Genomic DNA, 21,426 nt, shown 5'->3' on the forward strand with positions numbered 1-21,426 from the left:
TCCCTTTCCCAAAGGGGAAAATCCGGTGATAAAGGCGAACGCTTCGCTTTTTCAGGTTTTTTCTGTCCTCTCCGTTAAAGTGTAAAATTAGTTCAACTTATCTGGAACTAACATTGCAAGTGGTATTTTGGACACAAAAAAATCGCCGCCTTGTCTTCACAGACACAGGGACGATTAGAATAACCGTGGTACCACCCAAATTGCATGGACAACCTCTCCGAACATTCATATGTTCAAGAAATAGCGATCCATACCACTTTCAGCAAGTTATCGTTTGCCCATCCGCTTGGCATTACCCAAGTACTCCAGAGTGTAATTCGCAGCCCTTGTATGTATCAGGTTCCATCAACCCCTGACTTTCTGTAACAGGGACAAAGCCGCTACTGCGCTCTATCAACGTAATTCATATATTTAATTATAGCCAGTATAGCGAAACGTTCTGCACATTGCAAGCGCAAGTATTCAAATCATCAACAAAACTATAACCTGATCCGTAGCTCGTCATGGTAATGAGCGTAAGCCTTCTCCGCAACCTGATCTTCGTTATTCCAGAGTTGCTGGTCCAGCTCATCCAAACGTTCTTCTTGCTCCGTCTCCAGATATTTTGGGATGTCCCACAACCCCGTTAGTCTAGAATCGTTTTCCAAATGCTCAAAACAAGCATACTGCTGCTTCACATTACTCAGAACCTGGTTTGCCCCGATCGTTTCAAGTGCCTTGCATGCGAACTTATAAGCCTCTTCTCCCCAGTTGCAGAAGAATTGTATAAAACCACCATTATAGACATCTGCCTCAAACAGCCACAACGCTGCAATCTCTTGTTCCGTCTGGGAAAGCGCAGTCCATCCTTGCGCAGACTGGTTCTTTTTCTCCACAAAAGTCAGTGCGTAATCATACCACACATCCTGAATGTCCCGTTCGCTCATATCGAAGATTTCCCCTTCCTGGGTTGAACCGTTTCCAGTTCCCGGCGTTTACCCTCTTGATGCCAAGTTAAATATGGTTCACCGATTCTTCGAAAAGCTGCCCGTACGTTGTCTTCGATCTCTTGCCACACTTCACTTGTATAATCGAGATGGGTGTTAACGTTATCGACACCATACTTCTTAAGCAGGCTTACATGGGCGGCTGTAAAAATCATATCTTCCAGCAACCAGTAGAGGACCTCCTCCACGTGCTTCAGCTTTTTAATCAGGGACGGTACACCGCGTTCATAGATTGTAACAATATAATGTCCATCGCCTATTTCGACATAGGGTGCACCTTCCCATTTGAACGACTCGCCCAATCGGGTCACATAACTTTCCATCTGTTCCATCGGGTAAGAAGTGCGTGATAACAATTCAAGGAGTTGCTGGGCTAGCTCCTCCATGCTTAACACATTTGGCACAAGATTCACCTTCCTTCTCTCTAACATCTAGGGTGTGAGATCAACCTCATATAATCGATTATAGCGGCTAACAATGAAAAAGCTGCCTCTCGGCAGCCCACACCTTTTCCTCTCAGGTTCACAGAGAGGCTACGTCCCGCAAAATGTCTTATACGAAGGGTCACAGGACACTGGCATCGCACCAAATGCTTCCTGTTCAGGAGTATACGCATAAGGACGCTGGAGAATATCCAGCAAAGGCTGGATCAAGCTGTAGTCTCCGTCCTGCTCCGCTCGCTCCAATACTTCTTCTACCTTCTCGTTCCGCGGAATCACTACGGGATTGTTTCGTTTCATCTGTTCCATCACTTCATCGCTGGATTCCGGCTGTCTAACTAATCTGTCTTGCCAGCGTGTATGCCACTCCTTGAAGTCGGACTTGTCACTAAGTGTGGAGGTTTCCAGTTTATTCAGAGTCAATGTCACAAACGTATTCGTGAAGTCTGCAGCATGCTTTTCCATCAGATCGAGCAGGTCCTTAATCAAGGTCTCATCTTCCGCTTCTTCCGTAAACAAACCGAGTTTGGCTCGCATACCCGTTAACCAGTGATGATGATAGTGCTCCGAAAATTGTGCAATGGCATCCTGAGCGATTTGAACAGCCTGCTCTTCATCTTCATGTAGTAACGGCAGTAATGTCTCAGCAAAACGAGCCAAATTCCAGCCCGCAATGTATGGTTGATTGCCATAAGCATATCGGCCTTGTCTGTCAATTGAGCTGAACACCGTCGCTGGGTTATACGTATCCATAAAGGCACAGGGACCATAATCAATCGTTTCCCCGCTAATTGCCATATTGTCCGTATTCATGACCCCGTGAATAAAGCCTACGTTTTGCCACTTTGCAACAAGGTGCGCCTGAAGTTTGATCACTTCCTGTAGGAAGCTTAGATAACGCTGTTCGTTACCTTCTACTTGCGGGAAATGACGACGTACCGTGTAGTCTGCGAGCGCACGTAAATCCTCTACCGAACCAAATTGGGCTGCATACTGAAAAGTTGCGACTCGAATGTGACTGGCCGCGACTCGAGTGAGAATAGCCCCTGGGCGCTCTGTTTCACGATAAATGTTCTCTCCTGTGGAGACAACAGCCAAGCTTCGTGTCGTAGGAATTCCCAGGCCAGCCATTGCTTCACTGATAATGTACTCCCGAAGCATCGGGCCAACGGCAGCACGTCCATCCCCTCCGCGGGAATACGGCGTCCGTCCTGAACCTTTTAACTGAATATCCACTCGGTCCCCTTGCGGAGTAATCTGTTCACCCAGGAGCAAAGCACGTCCATCCCCAAGCATATTAAAGTTACCAAATTGATGACCTGCATACGCTTGTGCAAGGGGCTCGGCTCCGTCTGGTATGTTATTACCCGCGAAAATAGCTGTGCCTTCGGGGCTTTGCAGTACATCTGCATTCAACCCCAGGCTGACCGCCAGTGTTTGATTAAAAATGATCCAGTCTGGAGACTGGACAGCCACAGCTTGTTGTCTTGTATAAAACGTTTCAGGCAGTTCTGCATAACTGTTTTCCAGATTCCAGCCTGCGTTTAAATCGTTTTTTTCCATGGGTCACACTCCTTCTCCTAACAAAGAAATTCCTTTGTTTATCTTCATGTAGCATTTGTGAACCCATACTCATTTATGTCGTCGCATGGAAATTCCAAAGTAAAACAGTTCTTATCTGACGTGATCATCCGGCATAAAACCAAGTGTTTATTGGTATTTTACTTCGCAGGGATCGGATAATCTGTTACAATCACGTTCTCAATCCAGCCATCCAGAGAGGCTACGAATGCCTGATGTGCAGGGTGCGGACCGTATGCTCGCAAGGCTTCCTGATCTTCAAATGTCACTCTTAATCCCAGGGTGAATCCTTGAATGCGATCGGTTTCCTCCGTTACATTCATGCCAGCCGTCAGATCAACAATCCCAGGAATTTGATCCTGTAACGCAAGCAACTGAGCTACAAACTCCTGTTGCTTCGCAGGTGTGATTTTATCGTTAAATTTAAAAATAACCAAGTGTTCAAACATATTATCCCATCTCCTTATCCATTGGAGGATAATCTTACATTCAGCCTCATTCTTATTTTAAATTAAACCTAAACTGAACTCAAATAGATGTTCTCGATTCACCGCTTCGGTATAATAAGCAATATTGTTCAAGAATTCAGCCTCAGATGCACGTTATAATCACCTAAACATACCAGAAAGAAGGTGCATCATGAGCCGCGAAGTGCGAACCGTCGTGTATGATCCAGATTTGCAACTGGAAGCTTATCAATTTGAAGGCATCATGCAGAAATTTCCCAATCATTTTCATGACTATTATGTGATTGGTTTTATTGAAGAAGGGAAACGGCATCTCGTCTGTAACAACGAGGAATACCTATTAAATAGCGGTGACATCATTGTTTTCAACCCCCAAGATCCTCATGCCTGTGAGCAGGTAGATGGAAGAAAATTGGATTACCGTTGCATCAATATTCAGCCAGAAGTTATGCTGGAGTACGTGCGTGAAATTACTGGACAAGCCTATTTGCCAAGGTTCTCCACCCATGTTCTATATCAGAGTGAGCTGGTCTCCTCGCTCCATGAGCTACATCAGTTCATACTTGAGGAACAACCCGACTTCTGCAAAGAAGAGATGCTTCTCTTGCTACTAGATCAACTGCTGAAGGACTACGCTGATGCAGAGATGGCTGAAACCGAACAGAAGATAACGTTAGAGATTCGGCAACTGTGTGATTATATGGAAGTCCATTACTCGGAAAACATCAGCTTGAATGAATTATCCGAGATTTCGGGGATTAGCAAATACCATTTACTGCGACAGTTTACTCGTCAAAAAGGCATATCTCCCTACCGCTATCTTGAAACGATACGGATCAATCATGCCAAACGCCATTTGGAACAGGGACTATTGCCTATAGATGTTGCTGCTCAGACAGGCTTTAGCGATCAAAGCCATTTCACCAACTTTTTCAAAAAACTGATTGGTCTAACGCCCAAACAATATCGTCGTATTTTTAATCACGGAGCCGAGACTAAACGATTGCAGGAAAACAAGCGATGACTTTAATGCGTAATCACAACCATGTTGCCGGACACCTGCTTGCCTTATTTACCATTCTCATCTGGGGAACCACCTTTGTTTCAACAAAAGTGTTACTGAAGGACTTTACACCTGTTGAAATCTTATTGTTCCGTTTTCTGATTGGTTATCTCGTCCTGTGGATGATCTATCCACGTACTCAGAAAATTGTTTCTTTGCGGGGAGAAGCATTATTTATCGGTGCAGGTTTATGCGGAGTGACCTTATATTTTCTCATTGAAAATATGGCCTTGGTATATACGACAGCTTCCAATGCAGGCATCATTGTATCCGTTGCTCCTTTCTTCACCGCTGTACTTGCCCACTTTTTTCTGGATGGGGAACGGTTAACGACCCGCTTTGTAAGCGGATTTGGCATTGCGATCTGTGGCATTATCCTGATTACCCTGAACGGAAGCTATATGTTGCAACTTAATCCCTTGGGTGATCTACTCGCATTTATCGCTCCTGTGGTGTGGGCAGTGTACTCGGTTATGATGCGTAAAATCGGATTACGAAACTACAACGTTATAGGCGCAACACGTAAAGTGTTTTTCTATGGCCTGCTATTCATGCTACCAGCGTTGGGTTTAGTAGAATCTGATCTGAATGTCGCTAGATTCACACACCTCACCAATTTATCGAACCTTCTCTTTCTCGGTGTGGGCGCTTCAGCCCTTTGTTTTGTGACATGGAATCAAGCCGTTAAGCTACTAGGAGCGATTCCAACAAGTGTATACATCTATCTCGTACCTCTGATTACAGTTGGTTCATCTGCACTTATTCTTCATGAGCAACTGACATGGGTTAGCATACTAGGTGCATCCCTTACGTTGTATGGCTCTTACATTTCGGAGAGCACGGCGAGAGGCAAAAAGTGCAACGTATTTTCGGCAAAATTACGTCGCAACACTTAACTCACTTCTCGTTAGAAGTTACGTAATCACGTTCACAATGTAAAAAACACGATCCCTAGCAAACGGGGTCGTGTCTTCTGCGTCTTTTTCGAAAAAAATTAGCTTATATCACAGAGATTGGGCAAGTCCATCACTACTCATCCCCTGCTTTGTCTTGATCTAACTGAGACATAAGTAACTCCAACTCCTGTTTCTCCAGATGTCTCCACTCTCCCCTTTTCAACCGTTCATCCAGTGTAATGTTCATAATCCGAATTCTCTCCAGCTTTAAAACCCTGTACCCCAGCGCTTTGCACATTCGGCGGATTTGTAAATTAAGCCCTTGTGTCAAAATAATTCGAAAGACGTTCTCGTCTTGTCTATACACCTCACATGGTTTGGTAACCACATTCAGAATCTCCACACCTTTTGACATGGATTGAAGAAATGCATCAGTGACTGGCTTGTCCACGGTAACGACATATTCTTTCTCATGATGATGCTCCGAACGCATCATTTTGTTCACGATATCTCCATTATTGGTGAGTAAAATCAACCCCTCTGACCCTTTATCCAACCGGCCGACTGCAAAAATGCGTGAAGGATAATTCACAAACTGAATGATATTGCCCTCAATATGTTCAGCTGCCGTGCATGTAATGCCAACGGGTTTGTTCAGAACGATATACACGGCCTCATGATTCCGCTCTGGAATGCGCTCCCCATCCATCAGCACGATGTCTCCTGGTGCAACCGTATCTCCTTTTACACATACCCTGCCGTTGATTGTAATTCTTCCGGCTGCAATGCGCCGAGTCGTTTCCCTGCGGGAAAAATGCCCCGTCTCACTTATGTATTTGTTGATTAACATATTTCACCGCTTCTCATTATTTGATCTGTATATACAACTGTTCTTTCATTCATTTGAACAATTATTCCGTTTACCTTAAAAGCGTTGAACCTCATCTTCTCATGAAATGAAAAGCGACGCAACTGAGTCACCTTCGACATAAATCTTGTAATCGGACAGGATGAACTAAAAAAAGAATGACCTCGCCAAACTTTAACATAATTTTACAATAAAAAGCTTGTACATTTTCAAAATTATGGTATAAGTTAAATATAAAATAAACATTTATTTCAATTTATAAAAATGTTATCCACTTCAAGGAGGTAGACATTTGAAAAGAATATTCGTTTTAAGTTGCGGCTTCTATCTGCTGATTGGCATAACCAGCGTAGTACTTGGTGCGCTTCTACCCGTTTTATTACCTCACTATGAACGCGGTTACAGTGACGGGGGATTTCTACTATTTTTGCAGTTTCTCGGGTTTCTTGTCGGTGTACTTGTGTCACCGTCCATGACGGCTAAAATTGGTCGAAAATGGATGCTCACCCTTGCGTTGATCTTCATTATTGCAGCTTATTTGGTGCTCGGATGGTTGCCTTCGTGGAACGTCCTGCTTTTGTTAACCATTCTTGTCGGGTTTGGCTCAGGCATCATCGAACCTTCTGTTGGAGCCTTCACTATTGAATTTACGGAAAATCAGAAAGCGGTCGCCATGTCCAAACTGGATGTTTATTTCGCCCTTGGCGCACTTCTCATCCCCGCGGCGGCAGCTCTGTTCATCTGGTTGGGTCAGTGGCACTTGACGTTCTTCACGGTTGCTGCCTGCGCACTTATCCTCATGGTTTCATGGGTCACCATGCCTCGGCCTGCTGCACAATACCTCGAACAGGCTGGAGAAAACACGGCACAACAGGGGGCAAACAAAGTCCGTTATTCCAAAAAACATCTGGGGCTGCTCTCCCTCTTCGTTGTCTTTTTCTTTGTTTACATGGGACTGGAGCTTGGATTGATGAATTTCCTGCCCTCCATTCTGGTAGAACGTTTGGAACTGAAAGAATCTATCGCCTCCCTAAGTGTATCCATTCTGTGGATTGCCATGATTGTAGGACGCCTTTTCTCTGGCAAAATCGCTGAAGCCGTCAATTATATGCCCTTCCTGATCTGGAGCACGATAGGTACATTGCTGTTTACGGTATCTATGATATTCGTGTCCGGTCAATGGGTAACATATGGGCTAATCTTTGGAACAGGATTATTTATGTCGGGTTTATTCTGCATCGCACTCGTCTATGCGAATGTACTGATTCCTGGCATGACGGAAAGGACAACGAGTATATTGATTGCCTCCGGCGGTATAGGCGGTGCAACGTTACAGTACCTCACGGGATGGAGTATGAGCGCATGGCCGATCGTCGGCACCATCATGATTTTAGCGGGATTTTGTTTGCTTTTATTGCTGACATTGATCCTCTCCCACCTGTGGAACACTCGAGATGAATCGTTGAGCTCTGCATTCCCGCAACAAACCAAAGAAATATAATTTGCAAGGCTACTGACTTCAACACCTGAAAGGGGGGATGCCCAAACCATCCGGAATGAATCATATTGTTCACCTAGCTAGTACACTAAACTATTGGAGGAATCCGAATGCAAACTTTAACCAATAACCGCTTTACAGTCGGAAAAGGGATTAAGTTGATTGACGATGCAGGTGTGGAATATCTAGATGGCGTCTCGGGTACGTTTAATCTGTCCTTGGGATATAATCATCCACATGTAGTCAATAAAATTCAGGAACAAGTCGGCAATCTTACGCATATGTCTTCCTCCTTCACGGAACCTTACGTCAATGAAGTATTGGAACACTTGATTGAGTACGCTCCGAACAATATCGATGCCGGATGGATGCGGGATATTACCGGGTCTACGGCCAATGAGTGCGCAACTAAAATTGCCCAGAAGTATACAGGATCAACGGACATCATCAGCTTGTACCTTTCTCATCATGGACAGACCCAATTCGCAACGGGCATCTCAGGTAATGCCTTTAGACGCAAGCGTTTTCCTAATTCGTCAGCCCCTAATGCGGTTCATGTACCCGCACCATATTGTTATCGTTGCCCGTTCAAAAGTGAAAGTAGCGAGTGCGGATATCAATGTGTTGAAGCGATATCTGATGCTATAGAGTATGCCAGCTCAGGCTCGGTTGCTTGTATGATTATTGAGCCCATTCTCGGAAATGGCGGCAACATCGTTCCACCGTTAGGATATTTCAAGCGCCTTCGCCAATTATGTGATGAGAACAACATGCTTCTCATTGCTGATGAAGTCCAAACGGGTGTCGGACGTACGGGTACGATGTTTGCTAGCGAATTATTTGATATCCAGCCCGACATGATTACACTTGCCAAAGGCCTTGGCGGTATCGGTGTACCTGTAGCTGCAGTTCTGATGCAATCTCGATTAAATGTACTGGAAAAACATGAGCATTCTTTTACCTCAGGCAGTAATCTCATCTCGGTCACCGCTGCCAAATCCACACTGGAAGTGGTCTCAGAACCGGGATTTCTGGATGCGGTCAAACGAAAAGGATTTTTGCTTGGCGGACTGCTACACGAGCTCGCTCTGAAATATCCTAGCATCGGAGAAGCCCGCGGAGTGGGACTCATGTGGGGACTTGAAATCGTGGGTGATCAAAATGAGCCAGATACTCCAAAAACCAATGCGATCATCGACCGTGCCTTTGAAGATCAACATTTGATTCTACGCAGTTCACGGTACGGCTTTGGCAACGTCGTTAAAGTACGCCCTTCTCTGACAACGACCGAAGACGAACTGGTGGAGATTGTCGATCGATTGGATTCTGTCCTCGCCAGCGTTCATTAATGATCGGAAGTTATTTTAGCGTCGAAAGTAGTTTGAAAAAATGTAGTTCCTACAAAAAAAGGAGGTTCCATCATGCTTGCATTAGTATATAAATCTGCATGGGATGTCGCACTCGAGGAACGACCCGTTCCCGAAATTACCAGAGATAATCAGGTGCTTGTGCGTATACGGGCAACCGGGGTCTGTGGAACAGATTTAGGTATTGTTAGCGGAAAATATCATGCGATTCCTTCCGTCATTCTTGGACATGAATCCGCAGGTGAAGTAATTGCTGTCGGCTCCGCCGTCACCACTCTGCAACCAGGAGATCGTGTCGTCATCGACCCTACGTATTATTGTGGTCAATGCGAGATGTGCAGGACAGGAAGGCAGAACCACTGTACTCACAAGTCCGTTACGGAAACGGGAGTAAGTGCAGATGGCACGTTCACGGATTATTACGTGACAGAAGATCGCTTTTTATATCAATTAAAAGATCATGTTAGCTATGAAGAAGCTACTCTAACCGAGCCGCTAAGCTGTATGTTGACAGGCATTAATCAGATTCATTTGTTGCCGAATTTCAGAACGATTATTCTTGGGGCTGGACCCATTGGCATCCTGTACAGCTATGCACTTGCTTCCAAAGGTGTCACCGGAAGTCTGGTCGACATCTCCGAGGAACGCTTAGCCATTGCAGGTTCCATCGCACCCGATCGCTGGCAAGTTCATTCTTCCTTTGAACAGGCGATTGCAGACATCGCTCCTGCAACCGGACAAGTGGATATGATTGTAGATACTACTGGAGTTGTAGGCACTCAAGTATTGTCACAGCTTGCCAGTGGCGGCTATTTGATGCTGGTTGGTTTACGGGATGGAAATACGTCATTTAACCCGAAGGAAGTAGTGGATCGCAGCCTGAAAATTATCGGCTCTATTGATTCGCTTGGAACGTTTGCCACCGCACATTATATGATTGAACAACAGATTATTCCTGCCAAAAAAATTATAACCCATTCTTTTCCGCTGGAAGATTACGAAGAAGCATTCCGCACACTTGGATGCGATATACAGGGACGCACCTTACAAGCCTCCTCTCATGCCATCAAGGTTGTACTGCAATCCAATTAATTCGTTTTTCGTAGCTTGCTGGAATGCTGAATAAAAAGCAGTTACACTAAAACATATGAGACATCATTCAGAGGAGGAATGCAGCATGACAGCAGATCAAGTGGCTGGACGTCTGGACAGGAATCAGATGCAAGATGAACATCGTCATCTTTCTATTCAAGGGGTCATTTTTGATATGGATGGCGTTCTGATCGACAGTGAACCGATTTATTTCGAGATAGAGCGAAGTTCATTTGATCATTTTGGGGCAGCCGTGACGTTGGAAGAACATCATTCTTTTGTTGGTGTCACGTTAGAATCCATGTGGCAACATGTTATCGACAAGTATCAGGTCAAGGTGCCGCTGGAAGAGATTCTTGCGTATCATCAGCAGCATGTCATGGAAAAGATGTTAGCTCATGCCAAGCTTGTGGCTATGCCTGGGGTAGAACGGTGGATACGCTGGCTACATGAGCAACACATCCCGATTGCCGTTGCTTCCTCATCCCCTCGGGCACTCATTGATCTAATCATGGAGAAAACGGGATTGGGTGCGTTCTTTGATGTTCGCCTGACTGGTGAAGAGGTTGAACACGGCAAACCGGCTCCGGATATTTTCCTGGCCGCAGCCGAGCGAATCGGTGTATCTCCGGCGAATTGTCTGGTTATAGAGGATTCACGCAACGGGGTTCAAGCAGCCATAAGTGCAGGCATGCGTTGTATCGGCTATCATAATCCGGGGTCAGGCAATCAGAATCTGTCCAAAGCAGATGTGCAAATTTCCAGCTATGATGAGCTATGGACATTGAAAGATAAGCTGCCTTTTGAGAACGTAGCACCGGACTTACCAAGATCAGTTTAATATCATAATATCTATACTGAAAACCTGCATATTAACAAACACGAAATAATTTAATAACGCAAAACAAACACGAAGCAGCTCAATTCCAATGAATTGAAGCTGCTTCGTGTTTTGCTTGCTGCATGTTTTGTAAAGATAATAAACTTAAAATGCCGTCGGAACTAGCTTAACCCGAAATGTCCAGACTTCTGCCTAGATTGGGGTGAGGAGCCTGCGCCGACTTCAACATCTCGGCCATCTGCTGACCTTGCTGCTGTGCCATATCTTTGGTCATTGACATCACTTGCAGACTTGCCGCCTGAGCTAGCGAAGCCTGACTCTTGGCCATAGATAGTGCTGCGATATCCATGTGATCTCTCCTTCCTTATCTTCGCATGTAATTGTACTCATTATATATCGGCCAGAAGGGAAGCTATTGTTAAAAACCCGGTCAACATATCAGCAAAAAGAACAACCCAAACCGCTGTTAATCACTGAAAACAGTTGTTTGGGTTGTTACATACATTAATAACTTTCCGATGTAATCAAGTCTAGATCATTGATATGAACCTCGGGGTTCAGCACCACTTGTTGAATGATAGAAACAAAGTGTTTTTGAATCTGTTCAACCGTAGCGATGTCATATATCTTAGCATTGAACATTAATATGATTTTCATTTGCTCATGGGGTTTAATAATTAAAGTAAAATCGAAACTATTGTGTTCCGTTCCCCCAACATTCGTGATTTCAAGCGGCACTTCACCTATTTTGCCCAAATCCTCCAGCCGATCCTGTACCGGAAAATTTTGATACACGACTACATGGTTAATCAAGGCTTGTTTTTGTTTAGTCAAATTTTGAATATCATATAACGAGTACGTATCATAAGCATGTGAATCCACAGCTTGTACTTGGGTCCTTTTCATCAGTGTGATAAAGGGTTCTTCACCCTCAGCCCGAATACGAACAGGAATAGCATTGATAAATAGTCCAATCATGCTTTCAATCCCAGGAATAACTGCTGGTCTGCCCGATACAACACTGCCAAATACGACATCTTTACTTTCATTATATTGTTGCAGTAATACGCCCCACGCGGTTTGCATAAATGTATGCACCGTCACCTGTTGTTGCTCAGCAATTTGTTTCATTCTCTGAACCAGTTCCTCATCCAAATGACAGTTTAGCGTTCTGGAATCCTGTCTTTCATAGTGCGGTTTAGTTTTCCCTCCAGGTAATCTGGTTTGTCCCTCATAACCTTCTAGGTAACGACTCCAATAGGTTATCGCTCCTTCATTGTTCTGCTGCTCCAACCATTCAATGAATTCACTATAGGGTGTTAACAGGCTCATTTCAGGTTTTCGATTTTCCCGGATCGCAAAATAATTCTCGAAAATCTCTTTACTGATCAGAGACATACACCAGCCATCCATCAAAATATGATGAAAACTCCAAATGACATGATAATTTTCTAGGGCTGTTCGTATAACAGACATCCGGATTAACGAGTCTTTTTGCAAGTCAAATCCCAAAGCCTGATCCTGCTTGATGTATTGATCGATATACTCTTTACGCTGCATTTCGCTTTTGCCTGTTATATCCTCAACTTTAAATTCAAATTTCTTCTGCTCATACACAATTTGAAGAGGAATGTCCAGCATTCCCGTGTAAAAATTAGTTCTTAATATGCTATGCCTTTGCATGATTTGATCCAGGCTTTGTGCAAAAGAGGTCACATCCAAATTCCCGGCCATATCAAACAAGATTTGTACAAAGTACGCACCCGAAACAGGATTCCGCTCGCTCTCGTACAGCATTTCCTTTTGCAAAGGGGTAAGTGGATACACATTCACAATTTGACCGATACTTCGGGTATATTCGACTATCTGATCCCATTGATTTATCGTCAATCCCTTAAGTGAAAGATCACTTGGGGTGAGCTCCCTTTGTTCTTTAATGGTGCAATGCTCGATTATTTTACGAAGGTTATCCTTATAAGAATAGGCCAGTTGCTCCATCGTTTCTCGTTGATATTGCTTTTGACTATAATTGATAGTCAGTGCCAATTTCCCCTCTACAACGATGCTGTTGATATTAAGCACAAACGGTCTCTTGTTATTTTCACTGACGGAAGGTCCACTGGAATACGTTGAAAACTGAATACCAGCCTGGTCCGAATTCTGGTTTATTTGACCCATATAATTAAAACTGATTTCGGGATTTCGCTCTAATTTGTCTCCTTCAGTCCATGCTGACAAATACCTTAAGATCCCGTAACCGATCCCTTTACTCGGGACCTGGCGCAGTCCTTCCTTGACAGACTTGATTCTTTTAGATATGTCAGCTCCCGCTTCCATCCTAATCATGACTGGATACATGCTCGTAAACCATCCCACGGTACGCGTAATATCCAGCTCTGGAAGAATATCCTCCCTGCCGTGCCCTTCCAGGTTCACGACCACTTTATCCATGCCTGTCCAATCATGAACTGCCATTCCCAAAGCCGTTAGCAAAATGTCGTTAATCTCCGTATTGTACGCACGATGGGTCTGCTTTAATAACAGCTCCGTTTCCTCTGCCGTCCAATGCAAGGTAATCGTTTCGCTGTCTTTTCCAATGCTTTCTTTACAATCCATATCTTTAGGCAACGGAGTTCGCTCGACTTGATCCACAGAACACCAGTATGCATATTCCTGCTTCATCACAGGCTGAACAGCAAAGGCAGATAACTCTTCTGCCCATTGTTTATACGAAGTCGTTTTTTGAGGCAGGCAGATTTCTTCCCCTCTGTGGAACTGATCAAGCCCTGTTTGAATATCTTCATACAAAATACGCCATGACACTCCATCAATCACCAGATGATGAATGGCAATGAGCAAATGATCCCCTTCAGCGCATTGAAACAAGCCAAGTTTAATCAATGGGCCGTGAGCCAGGTCCAAGCTGCTCTGGATTTCTTTTGCTTTTATTTCAACCAAAGGTGCCGGATCCGTTACATTCGTCAGATTGAAGATATCCAAACTGTATAATCCGTCTTCTTCAGCTCCGCGGTTCCACGCTTCATATCCACCTTCTGGTACCTGACGATAAACGATGCGAAGTGCATCATGCTGCTTGACCATTTTCTTCAACATGCTGTGAATGAAGCCGATATCGAAACCATCTTTACGGAAGAACATCATTTCCTGGTTGTAATGATGTGCATCCACCATGTTTTTATCAAAGAACCAACGCTGAACAGGTGTCAGTAAGACTTCCCCTGTTACTTCCCCTTGATCATAATGAGTGTTCACAGAGGTGACGTGTTCACTTAATTCGGATACGACCGGATAGGTGAAAAAATGCTTCATTTCCACTTTATAGCCTGACTGAAGCAATCGTGATGCCACTTGAATACATTTGATCGAGTCTCCCCCAAGCTCAAAGAAATGATCTGATCTGCCGATTCTCTGAACACCAAGCACGGCTTCCCAGGCAGAGATAATCGCTTGTTCCACTGGGCTCTGCGGTGCCTCATATTCGGCTATCTGATCTACATTTTTTTGTGGTAAAGGTAATGCCTTCCGGTCAACTTTACCATTGGAAGTTAACGGAATATGATCTACATGAACAAAATAAGACGGAATCATGTAATCCGGGATTTCATGAGCTAATGCTGATCTAATCTCCTTGGCTGACAATGCACTGTTGCCTTTCCAATAAGCACATAATTGCTTGGATCCGTCCTCCTGTTCATGGGCGATTACAACCGCTTCTTGGACCGTTTCTATTTTTAAAATAGCGGTCTCCACTTCTCCCAGTTCAATTCGATAACCTCGAATTTTCACCTGCTGATCGATTCGTCCCAAATATTCAATATTTCCATCTGCCAGCCATCTGGCAGCATCTCCAGTTCGGTACATCTTTCCTTCAGTAATCCAGGCATGTTCTACGAATTTCTCTGCTGTCAACTCAGGTCGATTCAGATATCCCCTGGCCAGTCCCTCTCCCGCAACATATAACTCTCCCGGAACCCCAATCGGCTGCAGCTGTTGATGCGTGTTCAATATATAGGTCTGCAGTGTCGGGATCGGTTTACCGATGTTGCTCCTACCCGCCTGTATCTCAATTTCAGTAATTTCCTTATAGGTTACATGAACGGTTGTTTCCGTTATGCCATACATATTGATTAACTGAATAGATGGATATTTCTCTCGCCAGTTTTTTAGTAAAGCCGGATTGAGTGCTTCCCCTCCAAAAATCACTTTTCTAACATTCAATCTTTCTCCATTACTTGTTAACTCCTCCTGAAGGAGATGGTAGAAATACGTTGGCGTTTGATTCAAAATGGTTACTCGCTCATCTCTTAACAATTGTAAAAATTGCTGCGGGCTTCTAGCTGTCATTTGGGGGACGATAACCAGTTTGCCTCCATAGAGCAAAGCACCGTACATTTCCCATACGGAAAAATCAAAGCAAAAAGAGTGGAACAGCGTCCATGTATCTGATGATTGAAAATCAAATCTATTTTGACTGTTAAACAATAATCGAACCACATTTTTATGTTCAATGCATGTGCCTTTGGGTCTCCCTGTTGTTCCCGAAGTATAGATTACGTAGGCCAGCCCTGTTGGGCACACCGTTACTCCCAAGTTGGAATCATCTTCATAATCGTCTAACTGATCAAGGTAGATGCGTTCTCCTGTAAAAGAGATACGCTCCTGTATATGCCGCTGCAGCAGCAATATATGCACACCCGAATCTTCGAGCATATAATTCACACGTTCCTCTGGATAATCAGGATCAATCGGTACATACGCACCGCCAGCTTTTAGAATCGCAAGCATTCCCACCACCATGTCTAACGATCGCTCAGCGATAATTCCAATTAACTGCTCTTTTTGAATCCCTCTAGCATGCAGAGTTCTTGCCAATTGATTGGCTTTTCTGTTCAGTTCCTGATAGGTGAGCTGTTGACCTTCGAACACAACCGCGATGTGTTCAGGCGTTTGTTCCACCTGTTCTTCAAACAGTCCATGAATCGTTTGGTCCATCGGATATGTGGCCTTCGAGTCATTAAAAGATTGCAATATATGCACTTTCTCCTGTGCTGTCATCGGGTCTATATCATCGATGGAGATATATGGATTCAGGACGACCTGCTCTAAAAGTTGAATGAAGTGTCCTTGGATCTGTTCTATGCTTCCCCGATCATAGACATTGGCATTGTAGTAGAACATGCATTTCATTTCTTGGTCCGGTTTGATAATTAAGTTAAAATCATAATTGGTTTGTTCGTCTGCTTCTACATTCGTAATGCGAAGAGCTGTCTGCTCTTGATCCCCAAACTGTTCCGTGATGCCTTGGACCGGATAATTCTCAAACACGAGAATGTGATCGATCAAATTTTGCTTTTGCCTGGTTTCCGCTTGAATCTCGTATAATGGATACGTTTCATGCGGATGCGAAGCGACAGCTTGCTCCTGGATCCGTTTCATCATCCCCGCGAATGTTTCGTTTCCTTGCGATTGAATTCGCACAGGGATCGTATTAATGAATAGGCCGATCATACGTTCAACACCAGCGATCCCTGCGGGTCTGCCGGATACCACACTTCCAAATACGACATCCTTACTGTTATTGTATTTCTGCAACAACATTCCCCAAGCCGTCTGCATTAGCGTGTTCAGGGTTACCTGATTCTGACTTGCAACCTGTGTGATGCGTTCAGTTAATTCCCGACTCAGTGGAAAAATTAGATTTTCGGAATGATATTCGTTGCTTTTCCGAATGCTGTGCTCTTTTGGCAAAGCGGTCTGCTCCTCATAGCCTTCCAAGTAGTCATTCCAGTATTTCAGTGATGCTTTATGATCCTGTCTATCTAGCCATTCAATATAGTGTTTGTAAGGCGAAGCTGTTTGTTGTTCACCTTGCCGTCGTTCCAGAATTGCAAAATAACCATCGAACAGCTCCTGGATCACAAGTGAAAGACACCAGCCATCCATTAAAATATGATGATAATTCCAAATGAAACGATAAGTTTGATCATCCGTCTGCAAAATCGATATCCGCATCAACACATCCTTGGACAAATCAAAACCTTTATGTTTATCTTTTCGAATATAAGCTGCCACATATGCGTCACGATCTTCTTCCTTCATTTCTCGCAAATCTTCATATAGAATCCCGTTTGGTTTATGACGGTAAACCACTTGCAGGGGACCGTGTTTCCATTGGCTATGAAAATTCGTTCTGAGAATCGAATTCCGCTCGATCAGTTGATCCAAACTTTTCGCAAATGCTTTCACGTCTAACAATCCATGAAGATCCAGTGTCGTTTGAAGCACATAAGCTTCAGAATTCGAATGCAGTAAACCATGAAATAACATTCCATTTTGCATCGGAGACAGCGCATATATGTCTTCAACTTCACCAATGAGTTCAATTTCGCGAACCAGACCTTCTAGCTCTTCAATGGTCATGCCTTTCAAGGATAGATCACTTGGTGTTAATTCCGGCTTCTCTTTGCTTAAGCAATGCTTGGTTAATTCTCGCATATGGTTCTTGAAATAGGCCCCCACTCGCCCCATCGTTTCTTTATGATATTGTGTACGGCTGAACTTCAAGGACAAGGACAATTTGCCATCCATAATCAAAGCATTAACATCGATAAGGACATTTCTTCTATGATTCTCGCTTGCTGCGGCTCCACCGGAATAAGGAGACATTTGCATCCCGCTATGTTGCAGGTCCTGATCGAATTGTCCCAAATAGTTGAAGCTAATTTCAGGATTCAAGGTAAATGGAGTCTCTTTCCGATGTGTGCTTAAATATCTTAAAATCCCGTATCCAATCCCTTTTTTAGGGATATTGCGAAGGACCTCTTTGTTGGTTCTAATGAGCAGAGATAGATTGGAATGTTCTTTCATGTTAAGCAAAACAGGGTATTGGCTTGTAAACCATCCGACCGTTCGTGTAATATCAAGATCCGGAATAATCGATTCTCTGCCATGTCCCTCTAGATTCACAAGAATTTGATCACTGCCCGTCCATTGATAAATAGACATACCTAATGCAGTAAGCAGAAGATCGGTAATCTCCGTATTATACGCACGATTTGCATGTTTCAATAGCTGTTCTGTTTCCGCTGGCGTCCATTCCAGCGTTAGTTCTTCGCTGTCTTTTTCCAGGGCATCGTTCGTTCTGAAATCGGTCGGTAATGGCGTAAAGGAGGTTTGTTCCATTTCTCTCCAGTAGTCCAATTCCTGTTTCATAACTTCGCTGTCCGCATACAACTGAAGCTGCTCCGCCCATAATTGAAACGATGCCGTTTTCTGTGGTAGCTGCATCGGTTTTTCAAGCATGAATTGTTCATAGCTCTTTGATATATCTTCAATCAGAATTCGCCATGAAACCCCGTCGATCACCAAATGATGGATCACAATCAATAGATGATCACCGTCTGCGCATTGAAATAAACACAACCTCATCAAAGGGCCGCGCTCCAAGCTGAGCAACCGTTGCAGTTCATTGGCTTTCTTCTCGATTGAATGAGATGGATCTGCTAACGACGTAAAATCCATCGTTTCAAACGTATAGAATGATTTTGGTGAGTCCAGCTCTTGATTCCACGGTTCATAACCTTGTTCGTTGTAATGATACTCCATGCGTAGTGCATCATGATGCTCAATCATTTTATCGAACACCTGGCGCAGAGCGGCCTCGTGAAAACCTTCTTGCCGATATAGCATAATGGACTGATTATAGTGATGGGGATCCACCTTGTACTGCTCAAAAAACCAATGTTGGATAGGCGTCAATAACACTTTGCCCGAAACGGTTCCCTGTTCTGATTTAATGCTTACGGGCTGAACATGCGGAATCAAGCTTGCAATGGTTGGGTTCTTAAACAGCTGTTCCATCTGTACCTGATAACCGTCCTGATATAACCTCGACGATACTTGAATGGATTTAATCGAATCCCCGCCCAGCTCGAAAAAATTATCCCGGAGTCCGATGTTTTGTACCCCCAGCACACTTTCCCAGATAGATACTAGCTGTTGTTCCATGATGGTACGCGGCGCTTCGTATTGCATTCCCTTCAGCATATGTTCTTTGGGAGAAGGCAGTGCTTTGCGATCCACCTTTCCATTGGACGTAAGCGGCATCTGATCCAGCTGTACAAAATAGGATGGAATCATGTAGCTTGGCAAATGCCAAGCTAACTCTTCCCGTAGCTCCGCAATGGTCATTGCTTCGGCTCCTACGAAATAGCCACATAATTGCTTTGTTCCCGCCTCATCTTCAATAGCGATCACGATAGCCTCTTGAATCCGGTTTATTTTTAAAAGGGCACCCTCCACTTCACCAAGTTCAATCCGGTATCCACGAATTTTCTCTTGATGGTCCATTCTTCCGATATATTCGATATTTCCATCGGGCAGCCATCTTGCAAAGTCACCCGTCTTGTACATCTTCGCTCCAGGTACAAACGGATCATCGACAAACTTCTCTGACGTCAGGTCAGGACGATTCAAGTAACCTCTGGCAATTCCCGCTCCCGCAACACATAATTCTCCTTGTACTCCAACAGGCTGCAATTCACGGCGTTCACTTAAAATGTAGACTCTATTGTTCGCAATTGGCTTTCCGATCGAGATATATTGCTCCGTCGAGTTAATCGGAAGTACGGTAGATACCACACTATTTTCAGTCGGGCCATACTCGTTACATACTTCGATCCGTGGATTAATATGTTTCAATCGATGTATTAAGGAAGGTACGATTTTCTCTCCCGCTGCGACTACATTTTTCATCGAAGCCCAATCCGCAGCTTGCGCTTGTTCCAAAAGAGTCATCAAGAAACTCGGCGGGCTTTGAATATGCGTAATGGCCTGTGTTTTGATCATCGAATTGATGGCTACCGCATCTTTACACTGCTGCCCGTTCAATACGTATACGGTTGCTCCAGAGATGATCGGGCCAAAAAAGTGAGTAATGAACGAATCAAACACAAAGGGATTCAGCATTAACACCCGGTCGTTTCCGCTAAAATGATAAAAGTCCGCTTTCCATTGCAGGGAATTTACAATGTTGGCGTGTTCAATCATGACACCTTTGGGGTTGCCCGTTGTTCCTGACGTGTAGATCATATATGCCAGGTCACTGTCACTGACCGAATACTCCAGATTCGAATGGCTGTTGCTGCGATGGGCATCATCTTCGAGAAAAACAGACGTACCCTCATATGATCCAGGTATTTGGATGTGACTGTGATGAAGCAACCAAGCCGCATTTGAGTCCTTAAGGATAAACTGGATACGATCTGCCGGATATTCCGGATCAATGGGAACGTATGCCCCCCCAGCTTTCAGAATACCCAATAATCCCACAATCATTTCCAGCGATCGTTCTGCCATAATTGCAACAAATTGCCCTGGCTGCAATCCCTTTGCTTGAAGTGTGCGAGCCAATTGATTGGACTGTTGATTTAATTCTCTGTAGGTTAATACACTGCTCTTAAATACGACTGCAGGATGATCCGGCGTCCGCTCCACCTGTTCTTCGAATAATTGATGCATTAACTTATGCTGTGGATAAACCACTTTTGTATCGTTAAAATCAAACAACAGTTTGTTCCGCTCGGAAACGGACAATAGTTCGACGCGATTTAACTCCAGATCGGGCTGGTTCAATAAGATAGCGAACAATTGATCGAGATGCTCTGCGGCTTGAACCATATAATCTCGATCATAACGCTCTGCGTCATAGGTTAATTTCAATTGAACAATCCCGTTCTCCAGGTCAAAGTGAAATAACGTGGCTGCTCTTACGTTATTTTCATCAGAAACCGTTTGAGCTTTCCCTAATGAAACCAATGTATGAATCATTGGTGCATGATTCAAATCGTAGTCAATGCTTAAACCTTCAACCATTTTTCGGAAAGAGATTCGTTGATGTTGAACAGCCTCACTGAAACTGACCTTCATTTGATTAAATATGGACTTAAAAGACATCGTATGATCGATATTATTTTTTAAGAGGAGAACCTTATTGGAGAGCGCCAGGTCACTGTTCTTCTCTTCCATCGCTCTCATGCCCATAATGATTTGGGTTTCATGGGTGTATTTATATAAAAGACACTGAACTCCGGATAATAATATCGTGTACATGGCCATGGGATTGTTTCTAGAGATAGATTTGATTTTATTAGATACTTCGACTGACAATGGCTTATACATATAATTTTGTCGGTTAGTATCGTGTGGGTGTTTGAAATCTATCTTGCAATAAGGCAAATGAACAAGAACATCTTCTTCTTCAAATCGGCTTGCCCAATACATTTCTTGTTTCTTAAATATAGACATA

The 21,426-nt window shown here is 43.9% G+C and carries 13 protein-coding genes and 1 other annotated feature; of the genes, 6 read left to right on the top strand and 7 right to left on the bottom strand.

The features are described 5' to 3' along the window. Positions 1–163: 163 nt before the first annotated feature. Positions 164–406 (bottom strand) — a binding site (T-box leader). A gap of 73 nt (positions 407–479) precedes the next feature. The 4 genes from ACT89M_RS16930 to ACT89M_RS16945 all read right to left on the bottom strand — a co-directional run bounded on the left by ACT89M_RS16930 (position 480) and on the right by ACT89M_RS16945 (position 3,456). Further along, positions 480–926 carry a DMP19 family protein gene (locus tag ACT89M_RS16930; RefSeq protein ID WP_154890494.1) on the bottom strand — a complete coding sequence of 149 codons (447 nt, stop codon included), beginning with the start codon at positions 924–926 and terminating at the stop codon, positions 480–482. Beyond that, positions 923–1,372 carry an Imm63 family immunity protein gene (locus tag ACT89M_RS16935; RefSeq protein ID WP_487344757.1) on the bottom strand — a complete coding sequence of 150 codons (450 nt, stop codon included), beginning with the start codon at positions 1,370–1,372 and terminating at the stop codon, positions 923–925. The genes ACT89M_RS16930 and ACT89M_RS16935 overlap by 4 nt, the downstream gene beginning before the upstream one ends. A gap of 147 nt (positions 1,373–1,519) precedes the next feature. Further along, positions 1,520–2,989 (bottom strand): protein adenylyltransferase SelO, encoded by a 1,470-nt coding sequence (locus ACT89M_RS16940; RefSeq protein ID WP_487344758.1) that lies wholly within the window; start codon positions 2,987–2,989, stop codon positions 1,520–1,522. 158 nt (positions 2,990–3,147) lie between these two features. Continuing rightward, complete coding sequence (locus ACT89M_RS16945; protein ID WP_154890497.1) at positions 3,148–3,456, bottom strand: Dabb family protein; 309 nt, start codon at positions 3,454–3,456, stop codon at positions 3,148–3,150. A 190-nt stretch (positions 3,457–3,646) separates the two neighbouring features. Between ACT89M_RS16945 and ACT89M_RS16950 the strand changes: the two genes are divergently transcribed. Next, the gene (locus tag ACT89M_RS16950; RefSeq protein WP_154890498.1) at positions 3,647–4,498 is read left to right on the top strand and encodes an AraC family ligand binding domain-containing protein; all 852 of its coding nucleotides are present in this window, start codon (positions 3,647–3,649) and stop codon (positions 4,496–4,498) included. A gap of 5 nt (positions 4,499–4,503) precedes the next feature. Next, the gene (locus ACT89M_RS16955; RefSeq protein WP_487345318.1) at positions 4,504–5,433 is read left to right on the top strand and encodes a DMT family transporter; all 930 of its coding nucleotides are present in this window, start codon (positions 4,504–4,506) and stop codon (positions 5,431–5,433) included. A 133-nt stretch (positions 5,434–5,566) separates the two neighbouring features. Here the strand turns inward: ACT89M_RS16955 and ACT89M_RS16960 are convergent, their stop codons facing one another. Then, positions 5,567–6,283, bottom strand: coding sequence for a pseudouridine synthase (locus tag ACT89M_RS16960; RefSeq protein ID WP_154890499.1), 717 nt, complete (start codon positions 6,281–6,283; stop codon positions 5,567–5,569). A gap of 310 nt (positions 6,284–6,593) precedes the next feature. Between ACT89M_RS16960 and ACT89M_RS16965 the strand changes: the two genes are divergently transcribed. The 4 genes from ACT89M_RS16965 to ACT89M_RS16980 all read left to right on the top strand — a co-directional run bounded on the left by ACT89M_RS16965 (position 6,594) and on the right by ACT89M_RS16980 (position 11,099). Further along, entirely contained in the window at positions 6,594–7,802 is a 1,209-nt protein-coding gene (locus ACT89M_RS16965) for an MFS transporter (protein ID WP_154890500.1), read from the top strand. A 107-nt stretch (positions 7,803–7,909) separates the two neighbouring features. Further along, positions 7,910–9,148 carry an aspartate aminotransferase family protein gene (locus ACT89M_RS16970; protein WP_154890501.1) on the top strand — a complete coding sequence of 413 codons (1,239 nt, stop codon included), beginning with the start codon at positions 7,910–7,912 and terminating at the stop codon, positions 9,146–9,148. A 72-nt stretch (positions 9,149–9,220) separates the two neighbouring features. Further along, entirely contained in the window at positions 9,221–10,258 is a 1,038-nt protein-coding gene (locus ACT89M_RS16975) for a zinc-dependent alcohol dehydrogenase (RefSeq protein ID WP_154890502.1), read from the top strand. A 127-nt stretch (positions 10,259–10,385) separates the two neighbouring features. After that, positions 10,386–11,099: an HAD family hydrolase gene (locus ACT89M_RS16980; RefSeq protein WP_154983762.1), complete on the top strand. Its 714-nt coding sequence runs from the start codon at positions 10,386–10,388 to the stop codon at positions 11,097–11,099. Between the two features lie 166 nt (positions 11,100–11,265). On the opposite strand, the gene ACT89M_RS16985 is transcribed toward ACT89M_RS16980, so the two are convergent. Continuing rightward, a complete protein-coding gene (locus ACT89M_RS16985; protein WP_154890503.1) occupies positions 11,266–11,448 on the bottom strand; it encodes a YjfB family protein in 183 nt (60 codons plus the stop codon). Positions 11,449–11,603: 155 nt separating this feature from the next. Beyond that, positions 11,604–21,425: an amino acid adenylation domain-containing protein gene (locus tag ACT89M_RS16990; RefSeq protein WP_487344759.1), complete on the bottom strand. Its 9,822-nt coding sequence runs from the start codon at positions 21,423–21,425 to the stop codon at positions 11,604–11,606. Between the last annotated feature and the right edge of the window lies 1 nt (position 21,426).

Source organism: Paenibacillus sp. NN59, from assembly GCF_057597225.1.

Coding starts and splice junctions, on each gene's coding strand:
- ACT89M_RS16945 (WP_154890497.1), bottom strand. CDS start 3,456: ATGTTTGAACACTTGGTTATTTTTAAATTTAACGATAAAATCACACCT.
- ACT89M_RS16970 (WP_154890501.1), top strand. CDS start 7,910: ATGCAAACTTTAACCAATAACCGCTTTACAGTCGGAAAAGGGATTAAG.
- ACT89M_RS16930 (WP_154890494.1), bottom strand. CDS start 926: ATGAGCGAACGGGACATTCAGGATGTGTGGTATGATTACGCACTGACT.
- ACT89M_RS16935 (WP_487344757.1), bottom strand. CDS start 1,372: ATGGAGGAGCTAGCCCAGCAACTCCTTGAATTGTTATCACGCACTTCT.
- ACT89M_RS16960 (WP_154890499.1), bottom strand. CDS start 6,283: ATGTTAATCAACAAATACATAAGTGAGACGGGGCATTTTTCCCGCAGG.
- ACT89M_RS16980 (WP_154983762.1), top strand. CDS start 10,386: ATGCAAGATGAACATCGTCATCTTTCTATTCAAGGGGTCATTTTTGAT.
- ACT89M_RS16950 (WP_154890498.1), top strand. CDS start 3,647: ATGAGCCGCGAAGTGCGAACCGTCGTGTATGATCCAGATTTGCAACTG.
- ACT89M_RS16985 (WP_154890503.1), bottom strand. CDS start 11,448: ATGGATATCGCAGCACTATCTATGGCCAAGAGTCAGGCTTCGCTAGCT.
- ACT89M_RS16990 (WP_487344759.1), bottom strand. CDS start 21,425: ATGTCTATATTTAAGAAACAAGAAATGTATTGGGCAAGCCGATTTGAA.
- ACT89M_RS16955 (WP_487345318.1), top strand. CDS start 4,504: ATGCGTAATCACAACCATGTTGCCGGACACCTGCTTGCCTTATTTACC.
- ACT89M_RS16975 (WP_154890502.1), top strand. CDS start 9,221: ATGCTTGCATTAGTATATAAATCTGCATGGGATGTCGCACTCGAGGAA.
- ACT89M_RS16940 (WP_487344758.1), bottom strand. CDS start 2,989: ATGGAAAAAAACGATTTAAACGCAGGCTGGAATCTGGAAAACAGTTAT.